Origin of the sequence: Cryobacterium arcticum, assembly GCF_001679725.1 — a bacterium.
GTDB lineage: Bacteria > Actinomycetota > Actinomycetes > Actinomycetales > Microbacteriaceae > Cryobacterium > Cryobacterium arcticum_A.
This window is the reverse complement of sequence record NZ_CP016282.1, coordinates 2,529,060-2,553,898: the sequence shown is the minus strand read 5'-3', so window position 1 is coordinate 2,553,898 and position 24,839 is coordinate 2,529,060. Positions and strand designations below refer to the sequence as shown.

The following is a 24,839-nucleotide window of genomic DNA, read 5'->3' as shown; positions in this document are numbered from 1 at the left end:
ATGGCAACGTTCCTCTACCGCATCGGTCATTTCGCCTACCGGCGTGCCTGGCTCGTCATCGGCGTCTGGGTGATCGTCCTCGGCGGCATCCTCGGAGCCAACGCCGCCCTCGGCGGGACGACACAGGAATCGTTCGCGATCCCGGGCACCGAATCGCAGGAGGCCATCGACAAGCTGGCCGAGGTGTTCCCGCAGGCCGCGGGCGCCGCGGTGCAGGTGGTCTACCAGGCGCCGGACGGAGCCTCGGTGGACGACCCCGCCTATCAGGCCGCGATCACCGAGATGGGCACAGAGATGGCCGACCTGACCGGGGTCACCAGCGTCGTCGACCCGTTCTCCGAATACGCCTCCGGAGCTATCTCCGACGACGAGACCACGGCTATCACCAAGGTGCAGCTGACGGGTGAATCGTCCGACGTCTCGGACGCCACCATCGCCGCCGTCGTCGCGACAGCCGGCACGGCCGAAGACGCCGGGCTCACCGTGGCTTTCGGCGGCCAGGTCTTCCAGGACAACACGTTCGGCATCACGGTCACCGAGATCTTCGGTGTGCTCTTCGCCGGCGTGGTCCTGGTGATCACCTTCGGCTCGCTCATGTCCGCCGGCATGCCGCTGCTGATGGCCCTGGTCGGCGTCGGCGTCGCGATCGGCGGCATCGGGGCCGTGTCGGCCTTCGTGTCGGTCTCGAGCACGGCGCCCATGCTGGCCATGATGCTCGGCCTGGCCGTCGGAATCGACTACTCGCTGTTCATCCTCTCCCGGCACCGAACCCAGCTGGCCAACGGCGTCGATCCCCACGAGTCGGCGTCCACGAGCGTGGCCACCGCCGGCAGCGCCGTGGTCTTCGCCGGGATCACCGTGATCATCGCCCTGCTCGGGCTGCTCGTGGTGGGCATCCCGTTCCTCAGCGTGATGGGCCTCGGAGCGGCCTTCGCCGTGCTCATCTCCATCGCCGTGGCGATCACCCTGCTGCCGGCCATCCTCGGCCTGGCCAAGGGACGCCTGGCCCCCAAACCCGGCAGCCGGGCGCACCGCCGTGCCACCACGCCCGACACCGGGCGTCCCACCCTGGGGCACCGCTGGGTCGCGATCGTGCTCAAGGCCCCCGTCGTGGCGGTCCTCGCCGTCGTCGGCATCCTGGGGGTCATGGCGATCCCCGCGCTCAGCCTCGACCTCAACCTGCCCGACAGCGCGTCGGAGCCTGTGGAGTCCACCCAGTACCAGGCGTACCGCATGATCGAGAAGGGCTTCGGCCCCGGCTACAACGGGCCCCTGATCGTGGTGGTCGACATCACCCAGACCACCGACATCGTGGCCGACCTCGACACGATTTCCGCCGAGCTGCGCGACCTGCCCGACGTGGCCTTCGTGAGCGCGGGCCAGCCCAACGCCACGGTCGACACCGCGATCATCCAGGTGATGCCCGACAGCGCCCCGAACTCCCCGAAGACCAAGGAACTCGTGCAGTCGATCCGCGACATCGCGCCCTCGATCAACGACGACCTCGGCACCCCGGTGACCGTCACGGGCGCCACCGCGGTCTCCATCGACATCTCCAACCGGCTCACCAACGCGCTCATCCCGTTCGCGCTCATCGTGGTCGGGCTCTCGATCGTGCTGCTCACCATGGTGTTCCGCTCGATCTTCGTACCGGTCAAGGCGGCGCTGGGCTTCCTGCTGTCCGTGTTCGCGTCGCTCGGCGCCACCGTCGCGATCTTCCAGTGGGGCTGGTTGGCCGACCTGATCGGGGTGTCCAACCCCGGTCCGATCCTCAGCTTCCTGCCGATCCTGCTCATGGCCGTGCTCTTCGGCCTGGCCATGGACTACGAGGTGTTCCTGGTGTCGGGCATGCGGGAGGAGTTCGTCAAGACGCGGAACGCCCGCCGCGCGGTCGTGCACGGCTTCTCGCACGCCGCCCGGGTGGTCACTGCGGCCGCCCTGATCATGTTCTTCGTCTTCTTCGCCTTCGTCCCCGAGGGCTCCGGCGCCATCAAGGGCATCGCCTTCGCCCTGGCCGTCGGCGTCTTCCTCGACGCCTTCCTGGTACGGATGACGCTGGTTCCGGCCGCCATGGCGCTGGCCGGCAACGCAGCCTGGTGGCTGCCGCGCTGGCTCGCCCGCGTGCTGCCCAACGTGGACATCGAGGGTGAGGGACTACGTCAACACCTCGACGACAGCGCCTGGGCCCGGGCCCAGAACGACGACATCACCGCGGACGCCCTCTACGTGGGCCTGCCCGAGTCCCGGCTCGGCCCCATCGACCTGGCCGTCGACGCCGGTTCGGTGCTCGTGCTGACCGGTCCGGATGCCGCCCGTCGGGTTCTGGCCGCCACCCTCGCCGGCCGCCTCGACCCGGTCGCCGGACGGCTCCAGGTACGTGGCGCGGCCCTGCCGTCCGACCGTGCGGTCGCGATGCGCACCGTTGCGCTGGCGGAGGTCTCGGACACCCGCGACAACGGCCTCACCGTGGGCGAACTCATCGCCGAACGACTCGACCTCGTGCAGCCGCTGTTCCGTGCGGCGAATCGGCCCGCGCAGCTGCGGCTATGGGTGGACCGGCTGAACGTCGCACTGGGGGAGTCCGAACGGCGCCCGCTCACGGCGGACACCACCGTGGCATCACTGTCCGCCCTCGCCCGCGCGGCCACGCTCGCCGCCGCCGCCCTCGCGGAACGCCCGGGCGTGCTCGTGGTCGATCTCGGCGACGGTCTGCCGGCCGACGCCGGCGGACGCGGACCGGCCGCCGTCTTCGGGGCGCTCGCCCCGCTGGGCACGACGCTCATCCTGAGCGTGACCGCCCTCGACCTGGTCGACCCGGCCCTCACCCAGGAGCGCGGCATCCAACGGTTCGACCTCAGCACCGTGGATCAGGACGGCACCGACACGAACAGCACCGACACGAACAGCTCCGACACCGGAAAGGCCCTGCAGCGATGAGCACCAGGCTCGACAGACTATTCAGCCGCACGCCCGGCCAACGCCGCGGCGCGGCAGGGGCCGGCCTGGCCGCACTCATCGTGGTGCCGTTGGCCGTCGCCGGACTGTTCGCCGGCGCCCTCAACAGCGCCGACGACCGGGTGGACACCCTGCCTGCCCTCGTGGTGAACAACGACGAGTTCGTCACGACCACGCTGCCGGACGGCAGCGACCAGATGGTGCTGGCCGGTCGCCAGCTGGTGACCGAGCTCACCAAGCCCGCCACGGAGGGCTCGGACTCCACCGGGTTCGCCTGGGTGATCTCCAACGACGCCGACGCCTCGAAGGCCCTCGCCGACGGCAGCGCGTACGCCGTGCTGACCATCCCGAGCGACTTCTCGAAGTCGGTCACGTCCCTGTCGGGGTCCACGCCCACCCAGGCCGACCTCGCCATCCGCACCGATGACGCGCACTCGTTCCTGGCCGGTTCGGTCGCGCAGTCCGTCGGTGGCGCCCTCACCGGGGCGTTCGGTACCGAGATCACCAAGCAGTACCTCGGCGGGTTGTACACCAATCTGGGCACGCTCGGCGAGTCCCTGGTGGCTGCCGCCGACGGGTCGGCTCAGCTGGCCACGGGCGTGACCGGCGTCGCATCCGGGCTCGACACCCTGGCGGCCGGCACCCAGGCCACCGCCGACGGCACCGCCGCGGCGGCCGACGGCGCTGCCACGTTCGCCTCGGGCGTCGATTCGTACACCACTGGAGTGGACGCGCTCAGCAGCGGGCTCGGCACCCTCAGCTCCGGGGCTGCGGGGCTCGGCTCTCTCAGCGCCGGGGTCACCCAGTACACCGAGGGCGTGCAGTCCGCCGCATCCGGGGTGTCCCAACTGGGGTCCGTCGCCGCGCAGATTCCCGCCGCCGCGCTCGAGCCGCTCGACCCGCAGACCAAGGCCGCCGTGCAGGGCGTGCTCGGCGGGCTCCTCCAGGCGCAGGGCGGCCTCGACACCCTGGCGTCCTCCGGCGACGCCCTGAGCCGGCAGACCAGCGCGGCGCTCTCCGGGGTGCAGGGCGGGATCAGCCAGAGCGCCGCAGGGGCGGCGCAACTCGCTGCGGGCTCCGAGAGCGTGCGCGGGGGAGCCTCAGGGCTCGCCTCCGGGCTCGGCGAACTCTCCGACGGCGTGGCCCAGCTGGCCACCGGAACCGCCGCGGCCGCGTCGGGCGCCCACCAGCTCGAGACCGGTGCCGGCGACCTCGCCACCGGGCTCGCCACCGGAGCCGAGAGCGCCTCGGCGCTCACCGACCTCGACCCCACCCAAACCGCGAAGGTCATCGCGGCGCCCGTCACCCTCGATTCGGCGCGGGACAACCCGCTCGACTCGATCGGCCCGATCATCGGGATGCTCTTCGTCCCGGTGGGCCTCTGGATCGGCGCCCTGGCGATCTTCCTGGTGATGAAGCCGCTGTCGGCCATCGCCCTGGCCTCGACCGCCACCACGGGGCGTCTGGTCTGGCGCAGCCTCGGCCGCGGCTTCGCGATCGCGGCCGCTCAGGCCCTGGCCGTGGTGTTGCTGCTGCACAGCACCCTCGGCGTGTCCTGGACGCTCGCCCCGGCGACGTTCGGGTTCTCGGTGCTGCTGGCGTTCGCGTTCGTCGCGGTGAATCACTTCCTCACGGCGGCGCTCGGCCGCATCGGTGTGGTGATCTCGCTGGTGCTGCTCAGCCTGCAGCTCGTGTCGGTCGGCGGGCTCTACCCGCTCGAACTGGTCTCGGAACCGTTCCGGCTGATCAGTCCGTTCCTCCCGCTCACCTGGGCCGTGCAGGGCATCCAGGCGATCGTGTCCGGGGGCAGCGGGGCGGATGTGGCGTCGGCGGTGTTCGCCCTGCTGCTCTTCGGGATCGTCGCCGTGTTGCTCTCCACGGCCGTCGTGGCCCGTCGCCGAGGCGCCCGCTCCTTCGCCCTCGCCGCCGCCTGACCCGCCTTCTCATCCCGCGAACTGTGACGCAAGCACCCAGAACCGAGGCGTGCGTGACTCACGGCTCGCGGTGGGGTTAGGCGGGGGTGCGGGTGTGGGTTCGGGCGAAGGCCAGGGTGTCGGCGAGCATCGCCAGGCGCTCCCGCTCGGAGCGCGCGGACCGGGTGTTCACCTCGGCCACGATCTGGCCGGTCCAGTCGCCCGCGGCGAGCAGCCGGAGCACCTCGGCCACGGGCTCCGAGCCCTGCCCGGGCAGCAGATGCTCGTCGAAGACCCGGCCCTCGTCCAGGGAACCCGACCCGTCGCACAGGTGCACGTGCCGCAGCCTGTCCCCGAGGGCCGTCGCCATGGCCAGGCTGTCGTGCCCGCTCAGTGCGCAGTGTGAGAAGTCCAGCGTGACCGCGTCGCAGTCCATCCGGGTGGTGTCCCAGCCGGGGGAGTAGGCCTTCACTCCGCGGCCGCCGATCTTCCACGGGAACATGTTCTCCACGGCGATCTCGATACCGGTCTGCCGGCCGAGCGCCCGCACGATGTCGAGGAAATCCTCCGCATAGCCGGCCTGCCAGCGAAACGGCGGATGCACGACGACGGTCGACGCGCCCACCTCGGCGGCGAGGGCCGCTGACCGCTCCAGCTTCACCCGGGGGTCCCTGCCCCAGACGAAGTGGGTGAGTAAGAGCACCGGGGCGTGCACGGAGAAGATGGGCAGCGAGTACCGGGCGGAGAGGGCCCGGAGCGTCGCCGCATCCTGGGTGGCCTCGTCGCGCGTGACCATCACCTCGACGCCGTCGAAACCGCTCTGATGGGCAAGCCGGAAGGCATCCTCCAGGGGAAGCGGATAGACACAGGTGGTGCTCATGCCGATGCGAATCACGGCGTCAGCATAGCCTTCGCTGGTAACCTCGAAGTGCACCCAGGTGTTCCGCATGGGCGGGCACCGGAATGGATGAGTCATCGAAACCGCACCCGACACCACCGCAGCCACACCCTCAGCCGACGGAACAGAGGCGGCGCCGACCGGCGCCGCGACCGACGCTCCGGCAGAGGCGCTGACCGACGGCTCGGCCGCCGGCGCCGAAGCCGTGCCAGAGGCCGGCCCCGACGCCGTCGCCCCCGGCCACTTCGACCTTGTGGTGGTCTCCAACCGGCTTCCGGTCGACTACGAAGTCGCCGAAGACGGCACCGAAAGCTGGCGCACCTCGCCCGGCGGTCTGGTCACGGCCCTCGAGCCGCTGATGCGTGCCTCCGACGGCGCCTGGGTGGGCTGGCCTGGAGTGGCCGACCGTGAGTTCGAGCCCTTCGAGAACGACGGCATCTCCATCGTTCCGGTGCGGCTGAGCACCGACGACCTCGAGCTCTACTACGAGGGCTTCTCCAACGACACCCTCTGGCCGCTCTACCACGACGTCATCGCCTCGCCCAGCTACCACCGCGAGTGGTGGGAGGCCTACGTCAAGGTCAACCGTCGCTTCGCCACCGCTGCCGCCGCTGCCGCGGCCCCCGGCGCCACGGTCTGGGTGCACGACTACCAGCTGCAGCTCGTGCCGCGGATGCTGCGCGACGCGCGCCCCGACCTCGTCATCGGCTTCTTCAACCACATCCCCTTCCCCCCGTACGGCATCTTCGCCCAGCTGCCCTGGCGCAAGCAGATCCTCGACGGCCTGCTCGGCGCCGACCTGATCGGATTCCAGCGGCTGGCCGACGCGGGCAACTTCTCCCGCGCGGTGCGCCGCCTCTTCGGCTACGCCACCCGCGGCGTCGCGGTGGACGTGCCCAGCCAGAACGGCCAGCACCGCCGTGTCATCGCCAAGCACTTCCCCATCTCGATCGACGCCGCGGCGTACGAGGAGATGGCCAGGCGCCCCGAGATCCAGGAACGCGCCCGGCAGATCCGCGAGGACCTCGGCAACCCCAAGACGATCATGCTCGGCGTCGACCGCCTCGACTACACCAAGGGCATCGGCCACCGCATCAAGGCCTTCGGCGAACTCCTCGAAGACGGCACGCTGAACGTGGAAGACGTCACCCTGGTGCAGGTCGCCAGCCCATCCCGTGAGCGGGTGGCCACCTACATGCAGCTGCGCGACGAGATCGAACTCGCCGTCGGCCGCGTCAACGGCGACTACTCCACCATCAGCCACACGGCCATCAGCTACCACCACCACGGCTACCCCCGCGAGGAGATGGTGGCGCTGTACCTCGCCGCGGACGTCATGCTCGTCACCGCCCTCCGCGACGGCATGAACCTCGTGGCCAAGGAGTACGTGGCCGTGCGCCACGACGGCGACGGTGTGCTGGTGCTCAGCGAATTCGCCGGCGCCGCCGACGAACTCAAGCAGGCCGTGCTGATCAACCCGCACGACATCGACGGCATGAAGGCGTCGATCATGAAGGCCATCACCATGCCCAAGCGTGAGCGCACGAGGCGGATGCGGGCCCTGCGCCGCAAGGTCTTCGACAACGACGTGGCCGCCTGGAGCGCGTCGTTCCTGCAGACCCTCACCGGCGGGGCCGCCGTGCCCAGCGGGGTGCCGGAGAACCTGGTGAGCGCCCTGCGCGACATCAGTTCCGCCGAGACCATCCTGGTGGCCCTCGACTTCGACGGCACATTGGCGCCGCACGTCGACGAGCCCGAGGACGCCCGCGCCGTTGACGGCACCCACGACGTCGTGCAGCGCCTGCTCGACCTCCCCGGCGTGCGCGTGGCGTTCGTGTCGGGCCGCGCCCTGGTGAGCCTCAAGCACGTGGCCGAACCGCAGAGCGAGGTGCTCCTCACCGGGTCCCACGGCATCGAGGTGCAGCTGGACGCCAACGGCATCGAACTGGGACTGGTGCCAGAGGAACTCGAGAAGCTCGACACCCTCACCCGGGTGCTCGAGCGCATCTCCGGCCCGGTCTTCGGCACCTGGATCGAACAGAAGCCCGCCGGCCTGGCCCTGCACACCCGCTTGGCCACGGCTCAGGACGGTCAGGCCGTGCAGCGGGAGGCCCGCGACCAGCTGGCCGAACTGCTGCCGTCGCTCACCGTGCGCGAGGGCAAGAACGTGCTCGAATTCTCGGTGCGTTCCAGCACCAAGGGTGACGCCCTCGAGCGTCTGCGCGTACACACCGGCGCCGACCGGGTGCTCTACGCCGGCGACGACGTCACCGACGAAGACGCCTTCACGGTTCTCGGCGACAACGACCTCGGTCTCAAGATCGGTCCGGGCGCCACCCTGGCCGGATACCGGGTTCGCGGGCCCAAGGAGGTCACCCAGGTGCTCGCGCTGCTGGCCGATTTCCGCGCCGCATCCACTCAGCAGGAGAACTAGCCACAAGCGTCGCGGGCAGGTTCGGGTGCCACCCGGCCCGCCCGCGACGTTCTAGACTCACTTCATGCCTGAGTACGACATGAAGCCCCGTAGCCGCGACGTCACCGATGGAATCGAAGCCACCACCTCGCGCGGCATGCTCCGCGCGGTGGGAATGGGCGACGCCGACTGGGACAAGCCCCAGATCGGCATCGCGAGCTCGTGGAACGAGATCACCCCGTGCAACCTCTCGCTGGACCGCCTCGCCCAGGCGTCCAAGGAGGGCGTGCACTCCGGCGGCGGCTATCCGCTGCAGTTCGGCACCATCTCCGTCTCCGACGGCATCTCGATGGGCCACGAGGGCATGCACTTCTCGCTGGTCTCCCGTGAGGTCATCGCCGACTCCGTCGAGGTCGTCATGCAGGCCGAGCGCCTCGACGGTTCCGTGCTGCTGGCCGGCTGCGACAAGTCACTGCCCGGGATGCTCATGGCCGCGGCCCGGCTCGACCTCGCGAGCGTCTTCCTCTACGCCGGTTCCATCGCACCCGGTTGGGTGAAGCTCTCCGACGGCACCGAAAAAGACATCACCATCATCGACTCCTTCGAAGCCGTCGGCGCCGTGAAGGCCGGCCGTATGAGCGTCGAGGACGCCAAGCGCATCGAGTGCGCCTTCGCCCCGGGTGAAGGCGCCTGCGGCGGCATGTACACCGCCAACACCATGGCCAGCGTCGCCGAGGCCCTGGGCATGAGCCTGCCCGGCTCCGCGTCACCCGCTTCGGCCGACCGCCGCCGCGACTACTTCGCGCACCGCTCCGGAGAGGCCGTCGTCAACCTGCTGCGCCTGGGCATCACCACCCGCGACATCCTCACCAAGAAGGCGTTCGAGAACGCCATCGCCGTGGCCATGGCCTTCGGCGGTTCCACCAACGTGGTGCTGCACCTGCTCGCCATCGCCCAGGAGGCCGAGGTCGATCTCACCCTCGACGACTTCAACCGCATCGGCGACAAGGTTCCGCACATCGGCGACCTCAAGCCCTTCGGCAAGTTCGTGATGAACGACGTCGACCGTCACGGCGGCGTGCCCGTCGTCATGCGCGCCCTGCTCGAGGCGGGCCTCCTACACGGCGACTGCCTCACCGTGACCGGCAAGACCGTCGCCGAGAACCTCGCCGAGATCGACCCGCCCGAACTCGACGGCACGGTTCTGCGCACCCTCGACAACCCGATCCACGCCTCGGGCGGCATCACCATCCTCAAGGGCTCGATGGCCCCGGAGGGCGCTGTCGTGAAGACCGCCGGCTTCGACAGCGACATCTTCGAGGGCCCCGCCCGCGTGTTCGAACGTGAGCGCTCGGCCATGGACGCCCTCACCAACGGCGAGATCCTCAAGGGCGACGTCGTCATCATCCGCTACGAAGGCCCCAAGGGCGGCCCGGGCATGCGCGAGATGCTCTCGATCACCGCGGCCATCAAGGGCGCCGGGCTCGGAGCCGATGTACTACTATTGACTGATGGTCGATTCTCAGGCGGCACAACCGGACTGTGTATCGGCCATATAGCACCCGAAGCGGTGGACGCAGGTCCGATCGCCTTCGTGCGCGATGGTGATCTGATACGGGTCGATATCGCAGCTCGCTCGCTCGACCTACTTGTCGACGCTGAAGAGCTCGCCGCCCGCCGAGAAGGCTGGGCCCCGCTTCCTCCCCGTTACACCCGTGGCGTCCTCGCCAAGTACTCCAAGCTCGTGCAGTCGGCGGCACTCGGAGCGACCACGGGCTGATCGACACCATCCGTCACCGATTTAGGGATTTGCCTCTCATGACCACGGAACCTTCGCCCGTGCCGACACCCTCCTTTCCGACGCCCTCCGGTCCTGCTTCCGGTGCCACGACGGCGCCGGACGCCGCGACCGAACCCGAGATCCTCACCGGTTCCGGCGCGATCCTGCGCACCCTCAAGCTGCTCGGCGTCACCGACGTCTTCGGCCTGCCGGGCGGCGCCGTCATCCCGCTCTACGACGAGCTGATGAACCAGGACGACATCCGTCACATCCTGGTGCGCCACGAACAGGGCGCCGGTCACGCCGCCGAGGGCTACGCGTCCTCGAGCAACCGGGTCGGGGTGGCCATCGCCACCTCCGGGCCCGGCGCGACCAACCTCGTGACGGCCATCGCCGACGCCTACATGGACTCGGTGCCGCTCTTGGCCATCACCGGCCAGGTCTTCTCCACGCTGATGGGCACGGATGCCTTCCAGGAGGCCGACATCGTCGGCATCACCATGCCGATCACCAAGCACTCCTTCCTGGTGAAGCGGCCGGAGGACATCCCCGCCGCCCTCGCGTCGGCGTTCCTGATCTGCAACACCGGCCGCCCCGGCCCGGTGCTGGTGGACATCACCAAGGACGCCCAGCAGATGAGCGCCCCGTTCATCTGGCCGCCCAAGCTCGACCTGCCCGGCTACCGGCCGATCACCAAGGCGCACGGCAAGCAGGTGCAGGCCGCTGCGGCGCTCCTGGCCGGCGCCGAGAAGCCCGTGTTCTATGTGGGCGGCGGTGTCATCCGCGCCAAGGCCTCGCCCGAACTGCTCGAGCTGGCCGAACTCACCGGCACGCCCGTCGTCACCACCCTGATGGCCCGTGGCGCGTTCCCGGACTCGCACAAGCAGCACCTGGGCATGCCCGGTATGCACGGCACCGTCGCGGCCGTTCTCGCCCTGCAGGAATCCGACCTGATCATCGCCCTGGGCGCCCGCTTCGACGACCGGGTGACCGGCAAGGCCAGCGAATTCGCGCCGAACGCCACCATCGTGCACGTGGACGTGGACCCGGCCGAGATCGGCAAGATCCGCGCCGCCGACGTGCCCATCGTGGGCGACGCCAAGGACGTGATCGCCGACCTCACGGTGGCCTACCGCGACGCGATCGCCTCGACCACGCCCGACATCACCGAGTGGTGGACGTACCTCAACGGTCTGCGCGAGAAGTTCCCGCTGGGCTACAGCGAGCCCGCCGACGGCCTGCTCGCCCCGCAGTACGTGATCAAGCGCATCGGCGAGCTCACCGGCCCCGAGGGTGTCTACGCCGCCGGCGTCGGTCAGCACCAGATGTGGGCCGCGCAGTTCATCAAGTACGAGCGCCCCAACTCCTGGCTCAACTCCGGCGGCGCCGGAACCATGGGCTACTCGGTTCCCGCCGCCATGGGCGCCAAGGTCGCCGAGCCTGACCGGGTGGTCTGGTCGATCGACGGCGACGGGTGCTTCCAGATGACCAACCAGGAGCTGGCCACCTGCACGATCAACAACATTCCGATCAAGGTGGCGATCATCAACAACTCGTCCCTCGGCATGGTGCGCCAGTGGCAATCCCTCTTCTATGACGGACGGCACTCGTTCACCGACCTCAACACCGGTCACGGCACCGCGATGGTGCCCGACTTCGTGAAGATGGCCGACGCATACGGCGCCCTGGGCATCCGGGTCACCAGCGCCGACCAGGTCGACGACGCCATCAAGCTCGCGCTGGCCACCAACGACCGTCCGGTCGTGATCGACTTCATCGTCAGCCGGGACGCCATGGTCTGGCCGATGGTGCCTCAGGGCGTCAGCAACAGCTTCGTCCAGTACGCCAAGGACCACGCACCCACCTGGGAAGAGGAGTAACAATGAGCACCCACGTTCTCAGCCTCCTCGTCGAGGACAAGCCCGGCCTGCTCACGCGCGTCGCCGGCCTGTTCGCCCGGCGCGGCTTCAACATCGAGAGCCTCGCGGTCGGCCACAGCGAGATCCCCGGCCTGTCACGCATCACGATCCTCGTCGACGTCGAAGACGCTCCGCTCGAGCAGGTGACCAAGCAGCTCAACAAGCTGATCAACGTCATCAAGATCGTCGAGCTCGACCCGACGCAGTCCGTGCAGCGCGAGCACCTGCTCGTCAAGGTGCGGGCGGACAACACCACCCGTTCCCAGGTGCTCGAGGCCGTCACCCTGTTCCGCGCCCGTGTCGTCGACGTGTCCACGGATGCCGTCGTCATCGAGGTGACCGGCGACTCCGGCAAGACCCAGGCGTTCCTGCGGGTGCTCGAGCCCTACGGCATCAAGGAGATCGCCCAGTCGGGTCTGCTCGCCATCGGTCGGGGATCCAAGTCGATCACCGAACGCGTTTTCAAGAACTAACTCATTTGCTCTCACGGCCTCCGGGTCTCGACAAGCTCGACCAACGACAACAACCAAGGAGAACACCACATTGTCTGAAATCTTCTACGACAAAGACGCCGACCTGTCCATCATCCAGGGCAAGAAGGTCGCCGTCATCGGCTACGGCTCGCAGGGCCACGCCCACGCGCAGAACCTCCGCGACTCCGGCGTCGAGGTCGTCATCGGACTCAAGGAGGGCTCGAAGTCCCGCGCCAAGGCCGAAGAGGTCGGCTTCACCGTGAAGAGCGCCGCCGAGGCATCCGCCTGGGCCGACGTCATCGTGGTGCTCGCTCCCGACCAGGTGCAGCGTCACCTGTACAAGGACGACATCCTCCCCAACCTCGCCGAGGGCAAGGCCCTCGTCTTCGGACACGGCTTCAACATCCGCTTCGGCTACATCGAGGCGCCCGCGGGCGTCGACGTGGTCATGGTCGCCCCCAAGGGCCCGGGTCACACCGTGCGTCGTGAATTCGAGGCCGGCCGTGGCGTTCCCGTCATCGTCGCCGTCGAGAAGGATGCGTCGGGCAACGCCTGGCCGCTCACCCTCAGCTACGCCAAGGCGATCGGTGGCCTGCGCGCCGCCGGCATCAAGACCACCTTCACCGAAGAGACCGAGACCGACCTGTTCGGCGAGCAGGCCGTTCTGTGCGGTGGCGCGTCGCAGCTGATCCAGTACGGCTTCGAGGTTCTCACCGAGGCCGGGTACCAGCCGCAGGTTGCCTACTTCGAGGTGCTGCACGAGCTCAAGCTCATCGTCGACCTGATGTGGGAGGGCGGCATCGCCAAGCAGCGTTGGAGCGTCTCCGACACCGCTGAGTACGGCGACTACGTCTCCGGCCCGCGTGTCATCGACCCGAGCGTCAAGGAGAACATGAAGGCCGTTCTCGCCGACATCCAGAACGGTGCATTCGCCGAGCGCTTCATCAACGACCAGGACGCCGGAGCTCCCGAGTTCCTCGCCCTGCGCAAGAAGGGCGAAGAGCACCCGATCGAGGCCACCGGCCGCGAGCTGCGCAAGCTCTTCGCGTGGAACGCCTCGAACGACGACGACTACGTCGACGGCGAAGCCGCCCGCTAACTCGTAGCTCTTCCCGAAGGGGCCGGTCACTCGACCGGCCCCTTCGGTGCGCCCGGCCCGGGTGCCGCCCCCGCGCGGCCCGTTAGGCTTCCGGAGTGAGCATGCGTAACCCTGAGGCCCTGCAGACGCGGAACGCATCCGCCGACGGCGCCTCCGACGGCGCCTCCGACGGTGCCCCGCGGGCCTCCCGCTCCACCCGGGTCCTCGCGACGATCGCCCTGGTCGGCGCCGTCCTCTACGTGCTGGTGGACATCGTCCTGCAGGCGCTTCCGCCGCACTACAGCGTCGTCTCCGAAGCCGAGAGCAACCTCGCCGTCGGGCCGTACGGCTGGGTGATGAACCTGAACTTCCTGGCCAGGGGAGTGGTCACGGTCTGCGCCGTCGCCGCACTGGCGCACTACGGCCCGCGCACACGAGTGCGGCGTACCGGTCTGGTCCTGATGCTCATTGCCGGGGCCTGCTCGGCGGCCCTGGCGTTCCTGCCCACCGACATCCCGGCCAAGGATGCGCCGAGCCTGGAGCCGACGACGGCTCTCGGAACCGCGCACCTCGTCGTGGCCGCCGGAGGCTTCCTGGTTGCCTTGGTCGCCTTCGGCCTGCTGACCGTGTGGTTGCGGAGGAGCGACGACCTGCGCGGGGCGTACCCGGCGGCTGCGGTCTTCACGGGCGTGGCCGCATTCGGGCTGCTGGCGTTGGGTATCGCGGCGGTCTGGGCGCCCGGGGTGATCGGCCTCGCCGAGCGGGTCAGCCTGGTCGGGGTGCTCGGCTGGGTCATCGCCGTGTCCCTGGTCGTACGCCGGCGCTGCAGCTAAACGCGCATCGGGCCGTGCGCCAGACCGGCGCTGCACACGGGTGTGGCGGCGTGGCTGTGTGGCTGTGTGGCGGTGTGGCTGTGCGGCCATGTCACCGGCAGGTGCGTGCCGCACGGAGGTTTCCGTACCCGCCCCATCTGGCTACCATGATCGCCATCGTGGGCCGAGTCCGAAGCACCTCAACGCAAAGGAGCGTCATCGTGAAAGCACTCGTCTACGACGGCCCCGGTCAGAAGACCTGGACCGACCGGCCCGACCCGCGCATCCTGCGGCCCACCGACGCGATCGTGCGCATCGACACCACCACCATCTGCGGCACCGACCTACACATCCTCAAGGGCGACGTGCCCGCGGTCGAGGCGGGGCGCATCCTGGGCCACGAGGGCGTGGGAACGGTCGTCGAGACCGGTGACTCGGTGGAGTCAATCTCGGTGGGCCAGCGGGTGCTGATCTCCTGCATCAAGTCGTGCGGTCATTGTGCCAACTGCAAGATCGGCCTGTACTCGCACTGCCTGGGCGACGAGGGCCGATCGGGCATGGGCTGGGTGTTCGGCCACCTCATCGACGGCACCCAGGCGGAGTTCGTGCGGGTGCCCTACGCCGACAACTCGCTCTATGCGCTGCCGGATTCGGTGACCGACGCCGAGGCCGTGATGCTCTCCGACATCCTCCCCACCGGGTTCGAGATGGGCGTGCAGTACGGCCAGGTGGCCCCGGGCGACGTCGTCGCCGTGATCGGCGCCGGCCCGGTCGGCCTGGCCGCGATCGCCACGGCCGGGCTGTACGGTGCCGGAGCCATCGTGGCCATCGACCTGGACGAGAACCGGCTCGAGCAGGCCCGGCACTTCGGCGCCACCCACACCGTGCGTTCCGGCCGGCCGGAGTGGCGTGACGACGTGCTCGCCGTCACCGATGGAGCGGGCGTCGATGTGGCCATCGAGGCCGTCGGGGTGCCAGACACCTTCACCATGGCGACCGAGATCGTGCGGCCCGGCGGCCACCTGGCCAACGTGGGTGTGCACGGCAAGCCCGTGCCGTTGCACGTGGAGAACCTGTGGATCCAGAACATCAGCATCAGCATGGGGCTCGTGAACACCAACACCACGCCGATGCTGCTCAAGCTCGTAGCCCAGCACAAGATCCCCGCAGAGCGCCTCGCCACCCACCGGTTCGGATTCGACCAGGTACTGGATGCCTACGACACCTTCTCCCGGGCCGCCGAGACGCATGCGCTCAAGGTGCTGATCAGCCGCTGAGGAGCCGGAGATATTACGGGCCGCAGGTGAGTGCAGTTTCGGCGTCGGCCCGCCGGTCCGGCTCTATAGGCTGGACACATGACTTCTTCTCGGGATGACGATGCACTCGGCTGGGCCGGCGACGACGATCCCACGCTCGTCTCCGGAGGCACGGCCGCGGTCGAGCGCACTCCGGCGTCGACGACGGATGCGCCCGCGCCGGCAACCGATGCGCCGGCTGACCACGAGGCTGCCCCCGTGGACACCGACCTGCCCGAGGGCTGGGCAGTCACCGGCTCGCCCGGCGGCTACGTCGACGCCCCGGCGGAGCCCGCGTCCCTGTCGTCCCCGGCCCTGATCGGCCTGGGCATCCTCGCCGGGGTCTACCTGCTGTACACGATCGGCTGGTTCATCGGCGTCGGACGCTTGACCAGCGGTCTGACCGATCCGCTCGGGCAGTTCATGTTCTCCCTCGGCACCTGGCTCGCCGTCGCGGCGCCGGCCGTGTGGTTCGCCTCGTCCTACTGGCTCACGCGCGGCAAGCCGCGGCTGCGGTGGACCTGGCTCATCCTGGGCGCCGTGCTGCTGGCCCCGTTGCCCTTCATCGCCGGAACCGGGGGACTCTGATGAGCACCGACAAGACACTCGACAGCACATCCAGCACCCGGGTGCGCCGCACGCCGGCCTGGCTCTCGGCCACGATCGCCATCGTGTTCGGACTCTTCTACGCCTACAGCGCGTGGTCGGGGCTCGGCAACCTGCTCGGCCTCAACAACGCCGCTCAGCTGCTCGACACCAGCCTGAGCGGTTTCGGCTGGGGCCTGCTGCTCACGGGCGTGCTCGCGCCGGTCGTGGTGTTCGGCATCGCCTTCTGGCTCGGACGTCGCCGCGAGGCCGGCCCCCAGGCCCTCATGCTGCTGGCCGGGCTCTGCCTGGTCTCGGCACTCTCCCTCGACATCTTCGTGTTCGGACTCGGCAGCCTGATCGTCTGACACTCCGCAGAGCGGCGCCGTCAGCCGGCAAGGCTCACGGCGAGCACCAGCCCGATGAGCACCAGCTGGCCGAGCAGCCGCGGCACGAACGGAATCGCGACGGCACCGAAGCGCTCCTTGTGCCGGGCCGCGTACGCGTTCGCGGGAAAAACCGCGACGAGGAACACGGCCAGGGCGACACCTGACGTAACACGGGTGGCATCCAGAAGAAGTCCGACACCGCCGAGAATCTCGCAGACACCGGTGATCAGCACGAGGTTGCGCGGAGACCACAGGCCCCGCCAGCGCAGTCGTGGCGGGATCATCGCGGTCATCGTGCGTTGCACCGAGGGCGCGAAATGGCTGATCCCCGCCACGACGAAGACCACCGCCAGGATGACCCTCAGCACGGTTAGGACGTTGGTCACGGACTCGGCGCTCATCGCTCTATTCTGCAGCCAGTAAAGTGTTGTGGTATCTGGCGCCCCAAGATCGTGGCGCGAGCTTCCCTCGCCTGACGCTTTCTAAGGATCTGTTTTCGTGTCGAAGCCCGTTGTACTTATCGCCGAAGAACTCTCGCCCGCCACCGTCGATGCCCTCGGGCCCGACTTCGACGTTGTCAACGTCGACGGCACCGACCGTGCCGCCCTGCTCTCCGCGCTGGCCTCCGCCAACGCCATCCTGGTGCGCTCCGCCACCAAGGTCGACGCCGAGGCCCTCGCCGCGGCCCCGCACCTGCAGGTCATCGCCCGCGCCGGCGTCGGACTCGATAACGTCGACATCAAGGCCGCCACCGCGGCCGGCGTCATGGTGGTCAACGCGCCCACCTCCAACATCATCTCGGCCGCCGAACTGACCGTCGGCCACATCCTCAGCCTGGCCCGCCACATCCCGCCGGCTCACGGCGCCCTCGCCCAGGGTCAGTGGAAGCGCTCCAAGTACACCGGCATCGAGCTCTACGAGAAGACCGTCGGCATCATCGGCCTGGGCCGCATCGGCGCGCTCGTCGCGGCTCGCCTGCAGGCCTTCGGGGTGAACATCATCGCCTTCGACCCGTACATCACCTCGGCTCGCGCCCAGCAGCTCGGCGTGCACCCGGTGACACTGGACGAACTGCTCGAGCAGTCCGACTTCGTCACCATCCACATGCCCAAGACGCCGGAGACCACGGGCATGATCAGCGCCCCGCAGCTGAAGCTCATGAAGCCCACCGCCTACGTCGTCAACGTCGCCCGCGGTGGACTCATCGACGAAGCCGACCTGTACACGGCGCTCGTCGACGGCACCATCGCCGGAGCCGGCCTGGACGTCTTCGTCAACGAGCCGCCGACCGGCTCGCCGCTGCTCGGACTCGACAACCTGATCAGCACCCCGCACCTGGGCGCGTCCACCGACGAGGCCCAGGAGAAGGCCGGTGTCTCCGTCGCCAAGTCGGTGCGTCTCGCGCTGTCCGGCGAACTGGTTCCCGACGCCGTCAACGTCGCCGGCGGCGTCATCGACCCCACCGTGCGTCCCGGTATCCCGCTGGTCGAGAAGCTCGGCCAGGTCTTCTCAGGCCTTGCCGCCCACAGCCCGCTCACCAGCGTCGACATCGAGGTGCGCGGCGAGATCGTCGAATTCGACGTCTCGGTGCTCAAGCTCGCCGCACTCAAGGGCATCTTCACCAACGTGGTCAGCGAGACGGTCTCCTACGTCAACGCGCCGCTGCTCGCCGAGCAGCGCGGAGTGAGCGTGCGCCTCATCACCGACGCCGAGTCGCCCGAGTACCGCAACCTCATCACGCTGCGCGGCGCCCTCGCCGACGGCTCGCAGGTCTCGGTCTCCGGCACCCTGGTGGGCACCAAGCAGATCGAGAAGATCGTCGAGGTCAACGGCTACGACGTCGAGGTGCCGTTCGCCGAGCACCTCATCGTCATGCTCTACACCGACCGCCCCGGAATCGTCGCCGTGTACGGCCGCGAGTTCGGCGAGGCCGAGATCAACATCGCGGGCATGCAGATCGCCCGGCACGAGGCCGGCGGCGAGGCGCTCAGCGTCCTGACGGTCGACTCGCCCGTTCCCGCCGCGCTGATCGCGTCGCTCCGCGAGGCGATCGCGGCTGACGTCATGGTCGCGATCGACATCACCGAGTAACCAGTCCGTCGCCTCACCAGGCGCAGCACGAACGAAAAAAGCCCCGGATGCGCATCCGGGGCTTTTTCATGTGCTGTAACGAAACAGGTCAGACGTCGTCGATCGACCGTTCCTGCTGCACGGTGCGTTCGCCGCTGACCGGGTCGACGGCGCTGCGGGTGGTGCTGATGCTGCTGCGTCGGCGGGTGAGCAACACCAGGCCGAGCACGAAGATGAGCGCGCCCGCGCCCATCAGGATGTAACCGACGAGGTCGAGGTCGACCCAGTCAACCTGGATGTTGAGGGCCCACACCAGGATGGCGCCGACGACGAACAGGAAGATTCCCAATCCGATACTCATGGTGAACTGCTTTCTTCGGTGATGGCACATGCGCGTCGGCGACGCGCACGGTCAGGGTCCTCCAGCATAGACACCCGAAAGCGGGCAGTAGGGTTGATTTGCAGGGTATCTCTACGTCAAATTCGTGTCACTATCGCCAGCCCACCGGCTGCCTCACCGTAATCGGAGCCGCATGTCCCGCTCAGTCAAGCTCGCAGTCATCGCCGGAGACGGCATCGGCCCCGAGGTCGTCGCCGAGGCTCTCAAGGTGCTCGAGGCCGTGACCCAGGCCGAACCGGTCGACTTCGATCTCACCCACTTCTCGCTCGGCGCCACCCGCTTCCTCGAGACCGGTGACGTGCTGACCGACGAGGACCTGGCCGCGATCAGCGCGCACGATGCCATCCTGCTCGGCGCCGTCGGGGGAGTGCCCGGCGATCCCCGGCTCAAGAATGCCAACATCGAGCGCGGGCTCCTGCTCAAGCTGCGCTTCTCGCTCGACCACTACGTCAACCTGCGCCCGAGCGTGCTCTTCCCCGGTGTGCCGAGCCCGCTGGGCGACCCCGGCGAGGTGGACTTCGTCGTTGTGCGCGAGGGCACCGAGGGGCCGTACGTGGGCAACGGCGGCGCCATCCGCCAGGGCACCCCGAACGAGGTCGCCAATGAGGTGTCCGTCAACACTGCCTTCGGCGTCGAGCGGGTCGTGCGTTACGCGTTCGAGGTGGCCAGGAACCGGCCGCGCAAGCGCCTCACTCTGGTGCACAAGACCAACGTGCTGGTCTTCTCCGGCAGCCTCTGGCAGCGCATTGTCGCCGAGGTTGGCGCCGAATACCCCGACGTGGCCGTCGATTACCTGCACGTCGATGCGGCGACGATTTTCCTCGTCACAAATCCGGGTAGATTTGATGTCATCGTCACGGACAACCTCTTCGGCGATATTCTCACTGACCTGGCAGCGGCAATCAGCGGCGGCATCGGCCTGGCGGCATCCGGAAATATCAACCCGGACGGCCGTTTCCCCAGCATGTTCGAGCCGGTACACGGCTCGGCACCCGACATCGCGGGCCGGCAGTTGGCCGATCCCACGGCGGCGATCCTCTCGGTCGCGCTCCTGCTCAACCACCTCGGGCTCCAGGATGCGGCGGCTCGGGTGAGCGCGGCCGTCACGGCCGACATCGTGGCCCGCAGCAGCACCGACGCAGCGCGTGCGACCAGTGCCGTCGGCGATGCGATCGTCACCCGCCTGACCGACACTCCCGCCTAGACCAAAGGGACTCCCATGAGCCAGCAGAGCACCACCTTCCCCCTCGAATTCGAACTGACCCCGTCTGAGACGGCCCGATCCAGCGCGGAGCGCGAGACGATCCTCTCCGACCCGGGTTTCGGTAAGCACTTCACCGACCACATGGTCACGATCGACTGGACGGTCGAGGCCGGCTGGCAGAACGCTCGGGTCACCCCGTACGGCCCGCTGCTGCTCGACCCGGCCTCCTCCGTGCTGCACTACGGCCAGGAGATCTTCGAGGGCATGAAGGCCTACCGCCACGCCGACGGCTCCATCTGGACCTTCCGGCCGGAGAAGAACGCCGAACGCCTGCAGAGCTCCGCCCGCCGGCTCGCGCTGCCCGAGCTGCCCGTCGCCGACTTCATCGAGTCGATCAAGCAGATGATCGCCGTGGACGGTGCCTGGGTGCCCAATGCGCCGGAGACCAGCCTCTACCTGCGTCCGTTCATGATCGCGAACGAGAGCTTCCTCGGGGTGCGCGCCGCGCACAAGGTGGGCTACTACGTCATCGCCAGCCCGGCCGGGGCCTACTTCACCGACGGTGTCGCCCCGGTGAGTATCTGGCTCTCCACCGAGTACTCCCGCGCCGGCCGCGGCGGCACCGGCGCCGCCAAGTGCGGCGGCAACTACGCCGCCTCGCTGCTGCCCCAGCGTGAGGCCTACGACAACGGCTGCGCCCAGGTGCTCTTCCTCGACGGCGAGACCGGCACCCACATCGACGAACTCGGCGGCATGAACGTGTTCTTCGTGCACGGCACCGACACCCTGGTCACCCCGCGCCTGACCGGCACGATCCTCGAGGGCGTCACCCGCGACAGCATCATCCAGCTCGCCCGGGACCGCGGCATGACCGTTGAGGAGCGGGACGTGACCGTGGACGAGTGGCGCGACGGTGTCGCATCCGGGCGGATCACCGAGGTGTTCGCCTGCGGTACGGCAGCCGTGGTCACGCCTATCGCCCAGCTCAAGGGCGTGGGCTTCGAGATCGGGTCGGCCGATGCTCCGGCCGGGGAGATCACCATGGCGCTGCGCCAGGAGCTGACCGACATCCAGTACGGCCGCCTGCCCGACCGCCACGGTTGGCTGATGCGGCTGGATGCTGCGGCGGAAACCGAGGTGACCGCGTGAAGATCGCACGGTTCAGCCACGCCGGCACCATCGCGTTCGGCATCATCGACGACGACGAACTTGTCGTCCTCACCGGGGACCCCATGTTCGCCGGCTACAACCCCACCGGCCAGCGCCTTCCGCTGGTGGACGTGGCCCTGCTCGCGCCGGTGATCCCTCGCTCCAAGGTCGTCGGCCTCGCCGGCGCCTACTTCGCGGATGCCGTCGAGAAGGCCGCCGTGCAGGACGGCGCGGCCGCCGAGCCGCGCTTCTTCCTCAAGCCCAACACCACGGTGGTGGGTCCGAACGATCCCATCGTGCTTCCCGCACAGTCCGAGGACGTGCGCGTGGAGGGCGAGTTGGCCATCGTGATCGGGAAGGTCGCGAAGAATCTCAGCGTGGCTGACGCGTCCTCGGCGATCTTCGGCTACACCATCGCGAACGACGTCACGGCCGTCGACCTGAGCGAGGTCCAGGGGCATGGGGCCAGAGCCAAGAGTTTCGACTCGTTCTGCCCGCTCGGACCGGTGATCGACACCGAGTTCGATCCCACGGATGGCCGTATTCTCGGCCGGGTCGACGCCACGCAGTTCCAGAACGGCGACGTGTCGTTGCTGGCGTTCTCGATGGAGGAGATCGTCTCGTTCCTCTCGCATGCCTTCACCCTGCTGCCCGGTGACGTGATCCTGACCGGCTCACCGAGTTCCGCCCAACGGGTGACGCACGGCGACAGCGTGAGCATCGAGATCCCTGGACTCGGCGTGCTCACCAACCCGGTGCGAAGCGCGGCTTAGCAGTCCGCGTGCGGCGACTGTTTCCGCAGCGGACAAGTGCGCCCGGCGTACCGGGCGCAACTCTCCGGCCGGGAAACCGTTAGACCGGGAGCCAGGCGCGCACCTGGTCGGCGGCCGTGGAGAGTAACGCGGCCGATTCGGTGGCGTTGACCCGGGCCAGGAGCATGGCGCTCATGGAGAGGGAAGCGAGAGTGCGCACCCGTTCCTCCGTGCGGTCGGCGGGACTTCCCGCGCCGGCCAGCGCATTGCCGAGGGCGGCGGCGAGTTCCGTGCGGTACCCCTCCACGACCTCGCGGGCCGGTTCGTCGTGTGTGGCGAGGCCCGTGGCGCAGTTGACCAGAAGGCATCCGCGGCGGGGGGAGTCGAGCGGCAGAGCGGCGATGGCCTCCCGCAGCCTGTCGAAGTAGGCCAGTAGGGTGTCGCGACCCGCATCCGGTGCCTCGAGGAGGCTCAGTCGCGGGCGGATGACGGTGTTCCGGTAGTCGGCGACCGCGGCGTCGAAGAGCCCGCGTTTGCTGCCGAAGGCGTGGTACAGGCTGGACCGGTTGAGTCCCGTGGCTGTCTCCAGGTCGGCGAGCGAGGCACCCTCGTAGCCGAGGTCCCAGAAGACGTCGCGGGCGGATTGCACGACCGTCGTGCTGTCGAACGTCTGGAGCCGTCCCATGAGCTGCCTGCCTTCCGCCCGCGAACGCCTGGTCCGGGTGTTTCGCGGTTTCGCTCCGCGGGTGTTCCTGTGAATGTTCTGTACTGCTCGTTTCACTATAACCGATAGCCCGGCTATAGTAAAACGATCGGTGCAGAAAACGAGCGGCGCCTCAAACGCCCGGCACCCACCACGAACAGTAAGGAACTTCGCATGACGACAGCCACCAGTACCCAGATCCAGCTCGCTGCTCGGCCCACCGGCTGGCCCACCGACGCGGACTTCAGCACCGCCGTCGTCGAGCTGCCCGGGTTGACCGCCGGTCAGGTGCGCGTCGTCAACGACTTCATCTCGGTCGACCCGTACATGCGCGGCCGCATGAACGACGTCAAGTCCTACATCCCGCCGTTCGTGCTCGGTGAGACCATGGGCGGCGGCGCCGTCGGCCACGTCGTGGAGTCGACCGTCGAGTCCGTGCCCGTCGGCAGCCTCGTCGTGCACCAGTACGGCTGGCGCGATGTCGTGCAGGAGGACGCCGCCGGCTTCCGTGTCGTTCCCGAGATCCCGAACGTTCCCGCATCCGCCTATCTCGGTGTGCTCGGCATGACGGCACTGACCGCTTACGTGGGCCTGCTCGAGGTCGCCAAGTTCAAGGAAGGCGACACCGTCTTCGTCTCCGGTGCTGCCGGCGCCGTAGGCAGCATGGTGGGCCAGATCGCCCGGCTCAAGGGTGCCGCTCGCGTCATCGGCTCCGCCGGAACCGACGAGAAGGTGGCCCTGCTCACCGAGAAGTACGGCTTCGACGCCGCGTTCAACTACAAGACCGGTGACATTGCCGCGCAGCTGGCCGAGGCCGCACCCGAGGGCATCGACGTGTACTTCGACAACGTCGGCGGCGACCACCTCAGCGCCGCGCTCGGTGCTTTCAAGGACGGCGGCCGTGCAGCACTCTGCGGCGCCATCTCGCAGATGAATCGCACGGATGGCCCCACCGGCGTGCAGAACATGGTCAACATCGTCACCCGCGGGCTCACGCTCACCGGCTTCACGGTGGGCAACTACCTGCAGCACTTCCCGGCCTTCACCGAGCAGATGGGCACCTGGTTCGCAGCCGGCGACATCGTCTTCGACGAGACCGTCGTCGACGGAATCGAGAACGCGGTCGACGCGTTCCTGGGCATGCTCCGCGGCGAGAACACCGGCAAGATGGTCGTCAAGACCTCCGTCGCCACCAACTGACCGGCAGCGGCCCCTCGGCCGCGCCGGCATCCGTTTCACCGAATCCGACTCTTGGAGAGAATATGACTTCCGTACTTTTTGTCGTCAGCGCCGCTGACCACTGGACCCTCAACGACGGTTCGCTGCACCCCACCGGCTACTGGGCCGAAGAGCTCGCCGAACCGCACCGCCTCTTCACCGAGGCCGGCTGGTCGATCACCATCGCCACCCCGAAGGGTGCTGCTCCCACGGTCGACCTGGGCAGCCTGGCCGCCGGCGCGACCGGTAGTGACGAGCGCTCCGCCGAACTGCGCAGCTACCTCGAATCCCTGCCGGCGCTGCAGAGCCCGAACTCGCTCGACGACGTGACCGTGTCCGACTACGACGTGGTCTTCTACCCCGGCGGCCACGGCCCCATGGAAGACCTCGCTGTCGACGCGACCAGCGGTCAGATCATGACGGATGCCATCGGCTCCGGCAAGATCCTCGGCGTGCTCTGCCACGCCCCGGCGGCACTGTTGGCCTCGGTCGACGCCGACGGCACCTGGCCGTTCCTGGGCTACCGCATGACCGGCTTCACCGACGCCGAGGAGGCGCTGGGTGGACTCGCACCGAAGGCCAAGTGGCTCGTGCAGGCGCGTCTGGTCGAACTGGGTGCCGACTTCGTCGAGGGTGCGTCCTTCGGGGAGCACATCGAAATCGACCGCAACCTCTACACGGGCCAGAACCCGGCGTCGTCGGTCAAGCTCGCCACGGCGATCATCGACGCGGTGGCCGCCCAGAAGTAGCGGCGCAACGCGCACGACGTACCACGCGTCACGCAGTCTCGCGAAAGCGGTCCTGTGGTCACCTCCCGGATCCGGAGGCGACCA

The 24,839-nt window shown here is 68.7% G+C and carries 21 protein-coding genes; 17 read left to right on the top strand and 4 right to left on the bottom strand.

The features are described 5' to 3' along the window. Entirely contained in the window at positions 1–2,937 is a 2,937-nt protein-coding gene (locus PA27867_RS11415; protein WP_066596443.1) for an MMPL family transporter, read from the top strand. Further along, positions 2,934–4,889 (top strand): YhgE/Pip family protein, encoded by a 1,956-nt coding sequence (locus tag PA27867_RS11410; RefSeq protein WP_084021036.1) that lies wholly within the window; start codon positions 2,934–2,936, stop codon positions 4,887–4,889. The genes PA27867_RS11415 and PA27867_RS11410 overlap by 4 nt, the downstream gene beginning before the upstream one ends. Before the next feature lie 76 nt (positions 4,890–4,965). On the opposite strand, the gene PA27867_RS11405 is transcribed toward PA27867_RS11410, so the two are convergent. Next, a complete protein-coding gene (locus PA27867_RS11405; RefSeq protein WP_066599738.1) occupies positions 4,966–5,763 on the bottom strand; it encodes a sugar phosphate isomerase/epimerase family protein in 798 nt (265 codons plus the stop codon). A gap of 208 nt (positions 5,764–5,971) precedes the next feature. Between PA27867_RS11405 and PA27867_RS11400 the strand changes: the two genes are divergently transcribed. The 9 genes from PA27867_RS11400 (at position 5,972) to PA27867_RS11360 (ending at position 16,489) form a co-directional block, all read left to right on the top strand. After that, a complete protein-coding gene (locus PA27867_RS11400; RefSeq protein ID WP_084021035.1) occupies positions 5,972–8,200 on the top strand; it encodes a bifunctional alpha,alpha-trehalose-phosphate synthase (UDP-forming)/trehalose-phosphatase in 2,229 nt (742 codons plus the stop codon). Between the two features lie 64 nt (positions 8,201–8,264). Beyond that, complete coding sequence (gene ilvD, locus PA27867_RS11395; protein ID WP_066596440.1) at positions 8,265–9,959, top strand: dihydroxy-acid dehydratase; 1,695 nt, start codon at positions 8,265–8,267, stop codon at positions 9,957–9,959. A gap of 38 nt (positions 9,960–9,997) precedes the next feature. Further along, positions 9,998–11,839, top strand: coding sequence for an acetolactate synthase large subunit (locus tag PA27867_RS11390; protein ID WP_066596439.1), 1,842 nt, complete (start codon positions 9,998–10,000; stop codon positions 11,837–11,839). A 2-nt stretch (positions 11,840–11,841) separates the two neighbouring features. Next, positions 11,842–12,351, top strand: a complete 510-nt coding sequence (ilvN, locus tag PA27867_RS11385) for an acetolactate synthase small subunit (protein WP_066596435.1) — start codon at positions 11,842–11,844, stop codon at positions 12,349–12,351. A gap of 70 nt (positions 12,352–12,421) precedes the next feature. Next, on the top strand, positions 12,422–13,450 hold the full coding sequence (ilvC, locus tag PA27867_RS11380; protein WP_066596434.1) for a ketol-acid reductoisomerase: 1,029 nt from the start codon (positions 12,422–12,424) through the stop codon (positions 13,448–13,450). A 101-nt stretch (positions 13,451–13,551) separates the two neighbouring features. Then, on the top strand, positions 13,552–14,262 hold the full coding sequence (locus PA27867_RS11375; RefSeq protein ID WP_066596433.1) for a DUF998 domain-containing protein: 711 nt from the start codon (positions 13,552–13,554) through the stop codon (positions 14,260–14,262). Positions 14,263–14,462: 200 nt separating this feature from the next. After that, positions 14,463–15,518, top strand: coding sequence for a zinc-dependent alcohol dehydrogenase family protein (locus PA27867_RS11370; protein ID WP_066596432.1), 1,056 nt, complete (start codon positions 14,463–14,465; stop codon positions 15,516–15,518). A gap of 78 nt (positions 15,519–15,596) precedes the next feature. Then, positions 15,597–16,124, top strand: coding sequence for a hypothetical protein (locus PA27867_RS11365; RefSeq protein WP_066596430.1), 528 nt, complete (start codon positions 15,597–15,599; stop codon positions 16,122–16,124). Then, positions 16,124–16,489 carry a hypothetical protein gene (locus tag PA27867_RS11360; RefSeq protein WP_066596428.1) on the top strand — a complete coding sequence of 122 codons (366 nt, stop codon included), beginning with the start codon at positions 16,124–16,126 and terminating at the stop codon, positions 16,487–16,489. Before PA27867_RS11365 ends, PA27867_RS11360 begins: the two co-directional genes overlap by 1 nt. 20 nt (positions 16,490–16,509) lie before the next feature. Here PA27867_RS11360 and PA27867_RS11355 read toward each other — a convergent pair whose 3' ends face one another. Next, the gene (locus PA27867_RS11355) at positions 16,510–16,911 is read right to left on the bottom strand and encodes a DoxX family membrane protein (protein ID WP_066596426.1); all 402 of its coding nucleotides are present in this window, start codon (positions 16,909–16,911) and stop codon (positions 16,510–16,512) included. 97 nt (positions 16,912–17,008) lie between these two features. Here PA27867_RS11355 and serA point away from each other — a divergent pair, with 97 nt between their 5' ends. After that, positions 17,009–18,601: a phosphoglycerate dehydrogenase gene (serA, locus tag PA27867_RS11350; RefSeq protein WP_066596424.1), complete on the top strand. Its 1,593-nt coding sequence runs from the start codon at positions 17,009–17,011 to the stop codon at positions 18,599–18,601. Between the two features lie 88 nt (positions 18,602–18,689). Here the strand turns inward: serA and PA27867_RS11345 are convergent, their stop codons facing one another. Beyond that, entirely contained in the window at positions 18,690–18,941 is a 252-nt protein-coding gene (locus tag PA27867_RS11345; RefSeq protein ID WP_066596422.1) for a DUF6458 family protein, read from the bottom strand. 172 nt (positions 18,942–19,113) lie between these two features. On the opposite strand from PA27867_RS11345, the gene PA27867_RS11340 reads away from it, so the two are divergent. The 3 genes from PA27867_RS11340 to PA27867_RS11330 are packed head-to-tail and all read left to right on the top strand — an operon-like array spanning position 19,114 to position 22,106. Next, positions 19,114–20,184: a 3-isopropylmalate dehydrogenase gene (locus PA27867_RS11340; protein ID WP_066596420.1), complete on the top strand. Its 1,071-nt coding sequence runs from the start codon at positions 19,114–19,116 to the stop codon at positions 20,182–20,184. A gap of 15 nt (positions 20,185–20,199) precedes the next feature. Further along, positions 20,200–21,333, top strand: coding sequence for a branched-chain amino acid aminotransferase (locus PA27867_RS11335; protein WP_066596418.1), 1,134 nt, complete (start codon positions 20,200–20,202; stop codon positions 21,331–21,333). After that, complete coding sequence (locus PA27867_RS11330; protein ID WP_066596416.1) at positions 21,330–22,106, top strand: fumarylacetoacetate hydrolase family protein; 777 nt, start codon at positions 21,330–21,332, stop codon at positions 22,104–22,106. The genes PA27867_RS11335 and PA27867_RS11330 overlap by 4 nt, the downstream gene beginning before the upstream one ends. 79 nt (positions 22,107–22,185) lie before the next feature. Here PA27867_RS11330 and PA27867_RS11325 read toward each other — a convergent pair whose 3' ends face one another. Next, positions 22,186–22,770: a TetR/AcrR family transcriptional regulator gene (locus PA27867_RS11325; RefSeq protein ID WP_066596415.1), complete on the bottom strand. Its 585-nt coding sequence runs from the start codon at positions 22,768–22,770 to the stop codon at positions 22,186–22,188. 192 nt (positions 22,771–22,962) lie between these two features. Here PA27867_RS11325 and PA27867_RS11320 point away from each other — a divergent pair, with 192 nt between their 5' ends. After that, on the top strand, positions 22,963–23,988 hold the full coding sequence (locus PA27867_RS11320) for an NADP-dependent oxidoreductase (RefSeq protein WP_066596414.1): 1,026 nt from the start codon (positions 22,963–22,965) through the stop codon (positions 23,986–23,988). Positions 23,989–24,050: 62 nt separating this feature from the next. Beyond that, positions 24,051–24,755, top strand: coding sequence for a type 1 glutamine amidotransferase domain-containing protein (locus tag PA27867_RS11315; RefSeq protein WP_066596413.1), 705 nt, complete (start codon positions 24,051–24,053; stop codon positions 24,753–24,755). Positions 24,756–24,839 lie beyond the last annotated feature (84 nt).

What these genes read in the sequence shown, in the direction of transcription:
- PA27867_RS11415 (WP_066596443.1), top strand. Translation starts at nt 1, where the DNA reads ATGGCAACGTTCCTCTACCGCATCGGTCATTTCGCCTACCGGCGTGCC.
- PA27867_RS11410 (WP_084021036.1), top strand. Translation starts at nt 2,934, where the DNA reads ATGAGCACCAGGCTCGACAGACTATTCAGCCGCACGCCCGGCCAACGC.
- ilvD (WP_066596440.1), top strand. Translation starts at nt 8,265, where the DNA reads ATGCCTGAGTACGACATGAAGCCCCGTAGCCGCGACGTCACCGATGGA.
- PA27867_RS11390 (WP_066596439.1), top strand. Translation starts at nt 9,998, where the DNA reads ATGACCACGGAACCTTCGCCCGTGCCGACACCCTCCTTTCCGACGCCC.
- ilvN (WP_066596435.1), top strand. Translation starts at nt 11,842, where the DNA reads ATGAGCACCCACGTTCTCAGCCTCCTCGTCGAGGACAAGCCCGGCCTG.
- PA27867_RS11375 (WP_066596433.1), top strand. Translation starts at nt 13,552, where the DNA reads ATGCGTAACCCTGAGGCCCTGCAGACGCGGAACGCATCCGCCGACGGC.
- PA27867_RS11365 (WP_066596430.1), top strand. Translation starts at nt 15,597, where the DNA reads ATGACTTCTTCTCGGGATGACGATGCACTCGGCTGGGCCGGCGACGAC.
- PA27867_RS11360 (WP_066596428.1), top strand. Translation starts at nt 16,124, where the DNA reads ATGAGCACCGACAAGACACTCGACAGCACATCCAGCACCCGGGTGCGC.
- PA27867_RS11355 (WP_066596426.1), bottom strand. Translation starts at nt 16,911, where the DNA reads ATGAGCGCCGAGTCCGTGACCAACGTCCTAACCGTGCTGAGGGTCATC.
- PA27867_RS11345 (WP_066596422.1), bottom strand. Translation starts at nt 18,941, where the DNA reads ATGAGTATCGGATTGGGAATCTTCCTGTTCGTCGTCGGCGCCATCCTG.
- PA27867_RS11340 (WP_066596420.1), top strand. Translation starts at nt 19,114, where the DNA reads ATGTCCCGCTCAGTCAAGCTCGCAGTCATCGCCGGAGACGGCATCGGC.
- PA27867_RS11335 (WP_066596418.1), top strand. Translation starts at nt 20,200, where the DNA reads ATGAGCCAGCAGAGCACCACCTTCCCCCTCGAATTCGAACTGACCCCG.
- PA27867_RS11325 (WP_066596415.1), bottom strand. Translation starts at nt 22,770, where the DNA reads ATGGGACGGCTCCAGACGTTCGACAGCACGACGGTCGTGCAATCCGCC.
- PA27867_RS11320 (WP_066596414.1), top strand. Translation starts at nt 22,963, where the DNA reads ATGACGACAGCCACCAGTACCCAGATCCAGCTCGCTGCTCGGCCCACC.
- PA27867_RS11315 (WP_066596413.1), top strand. Translation starts at nt 24,051, where the DNA reads ATGACTTCCGTACTTTTTGTCGTCAGCGCCGCTGACCACTGGACCCTC.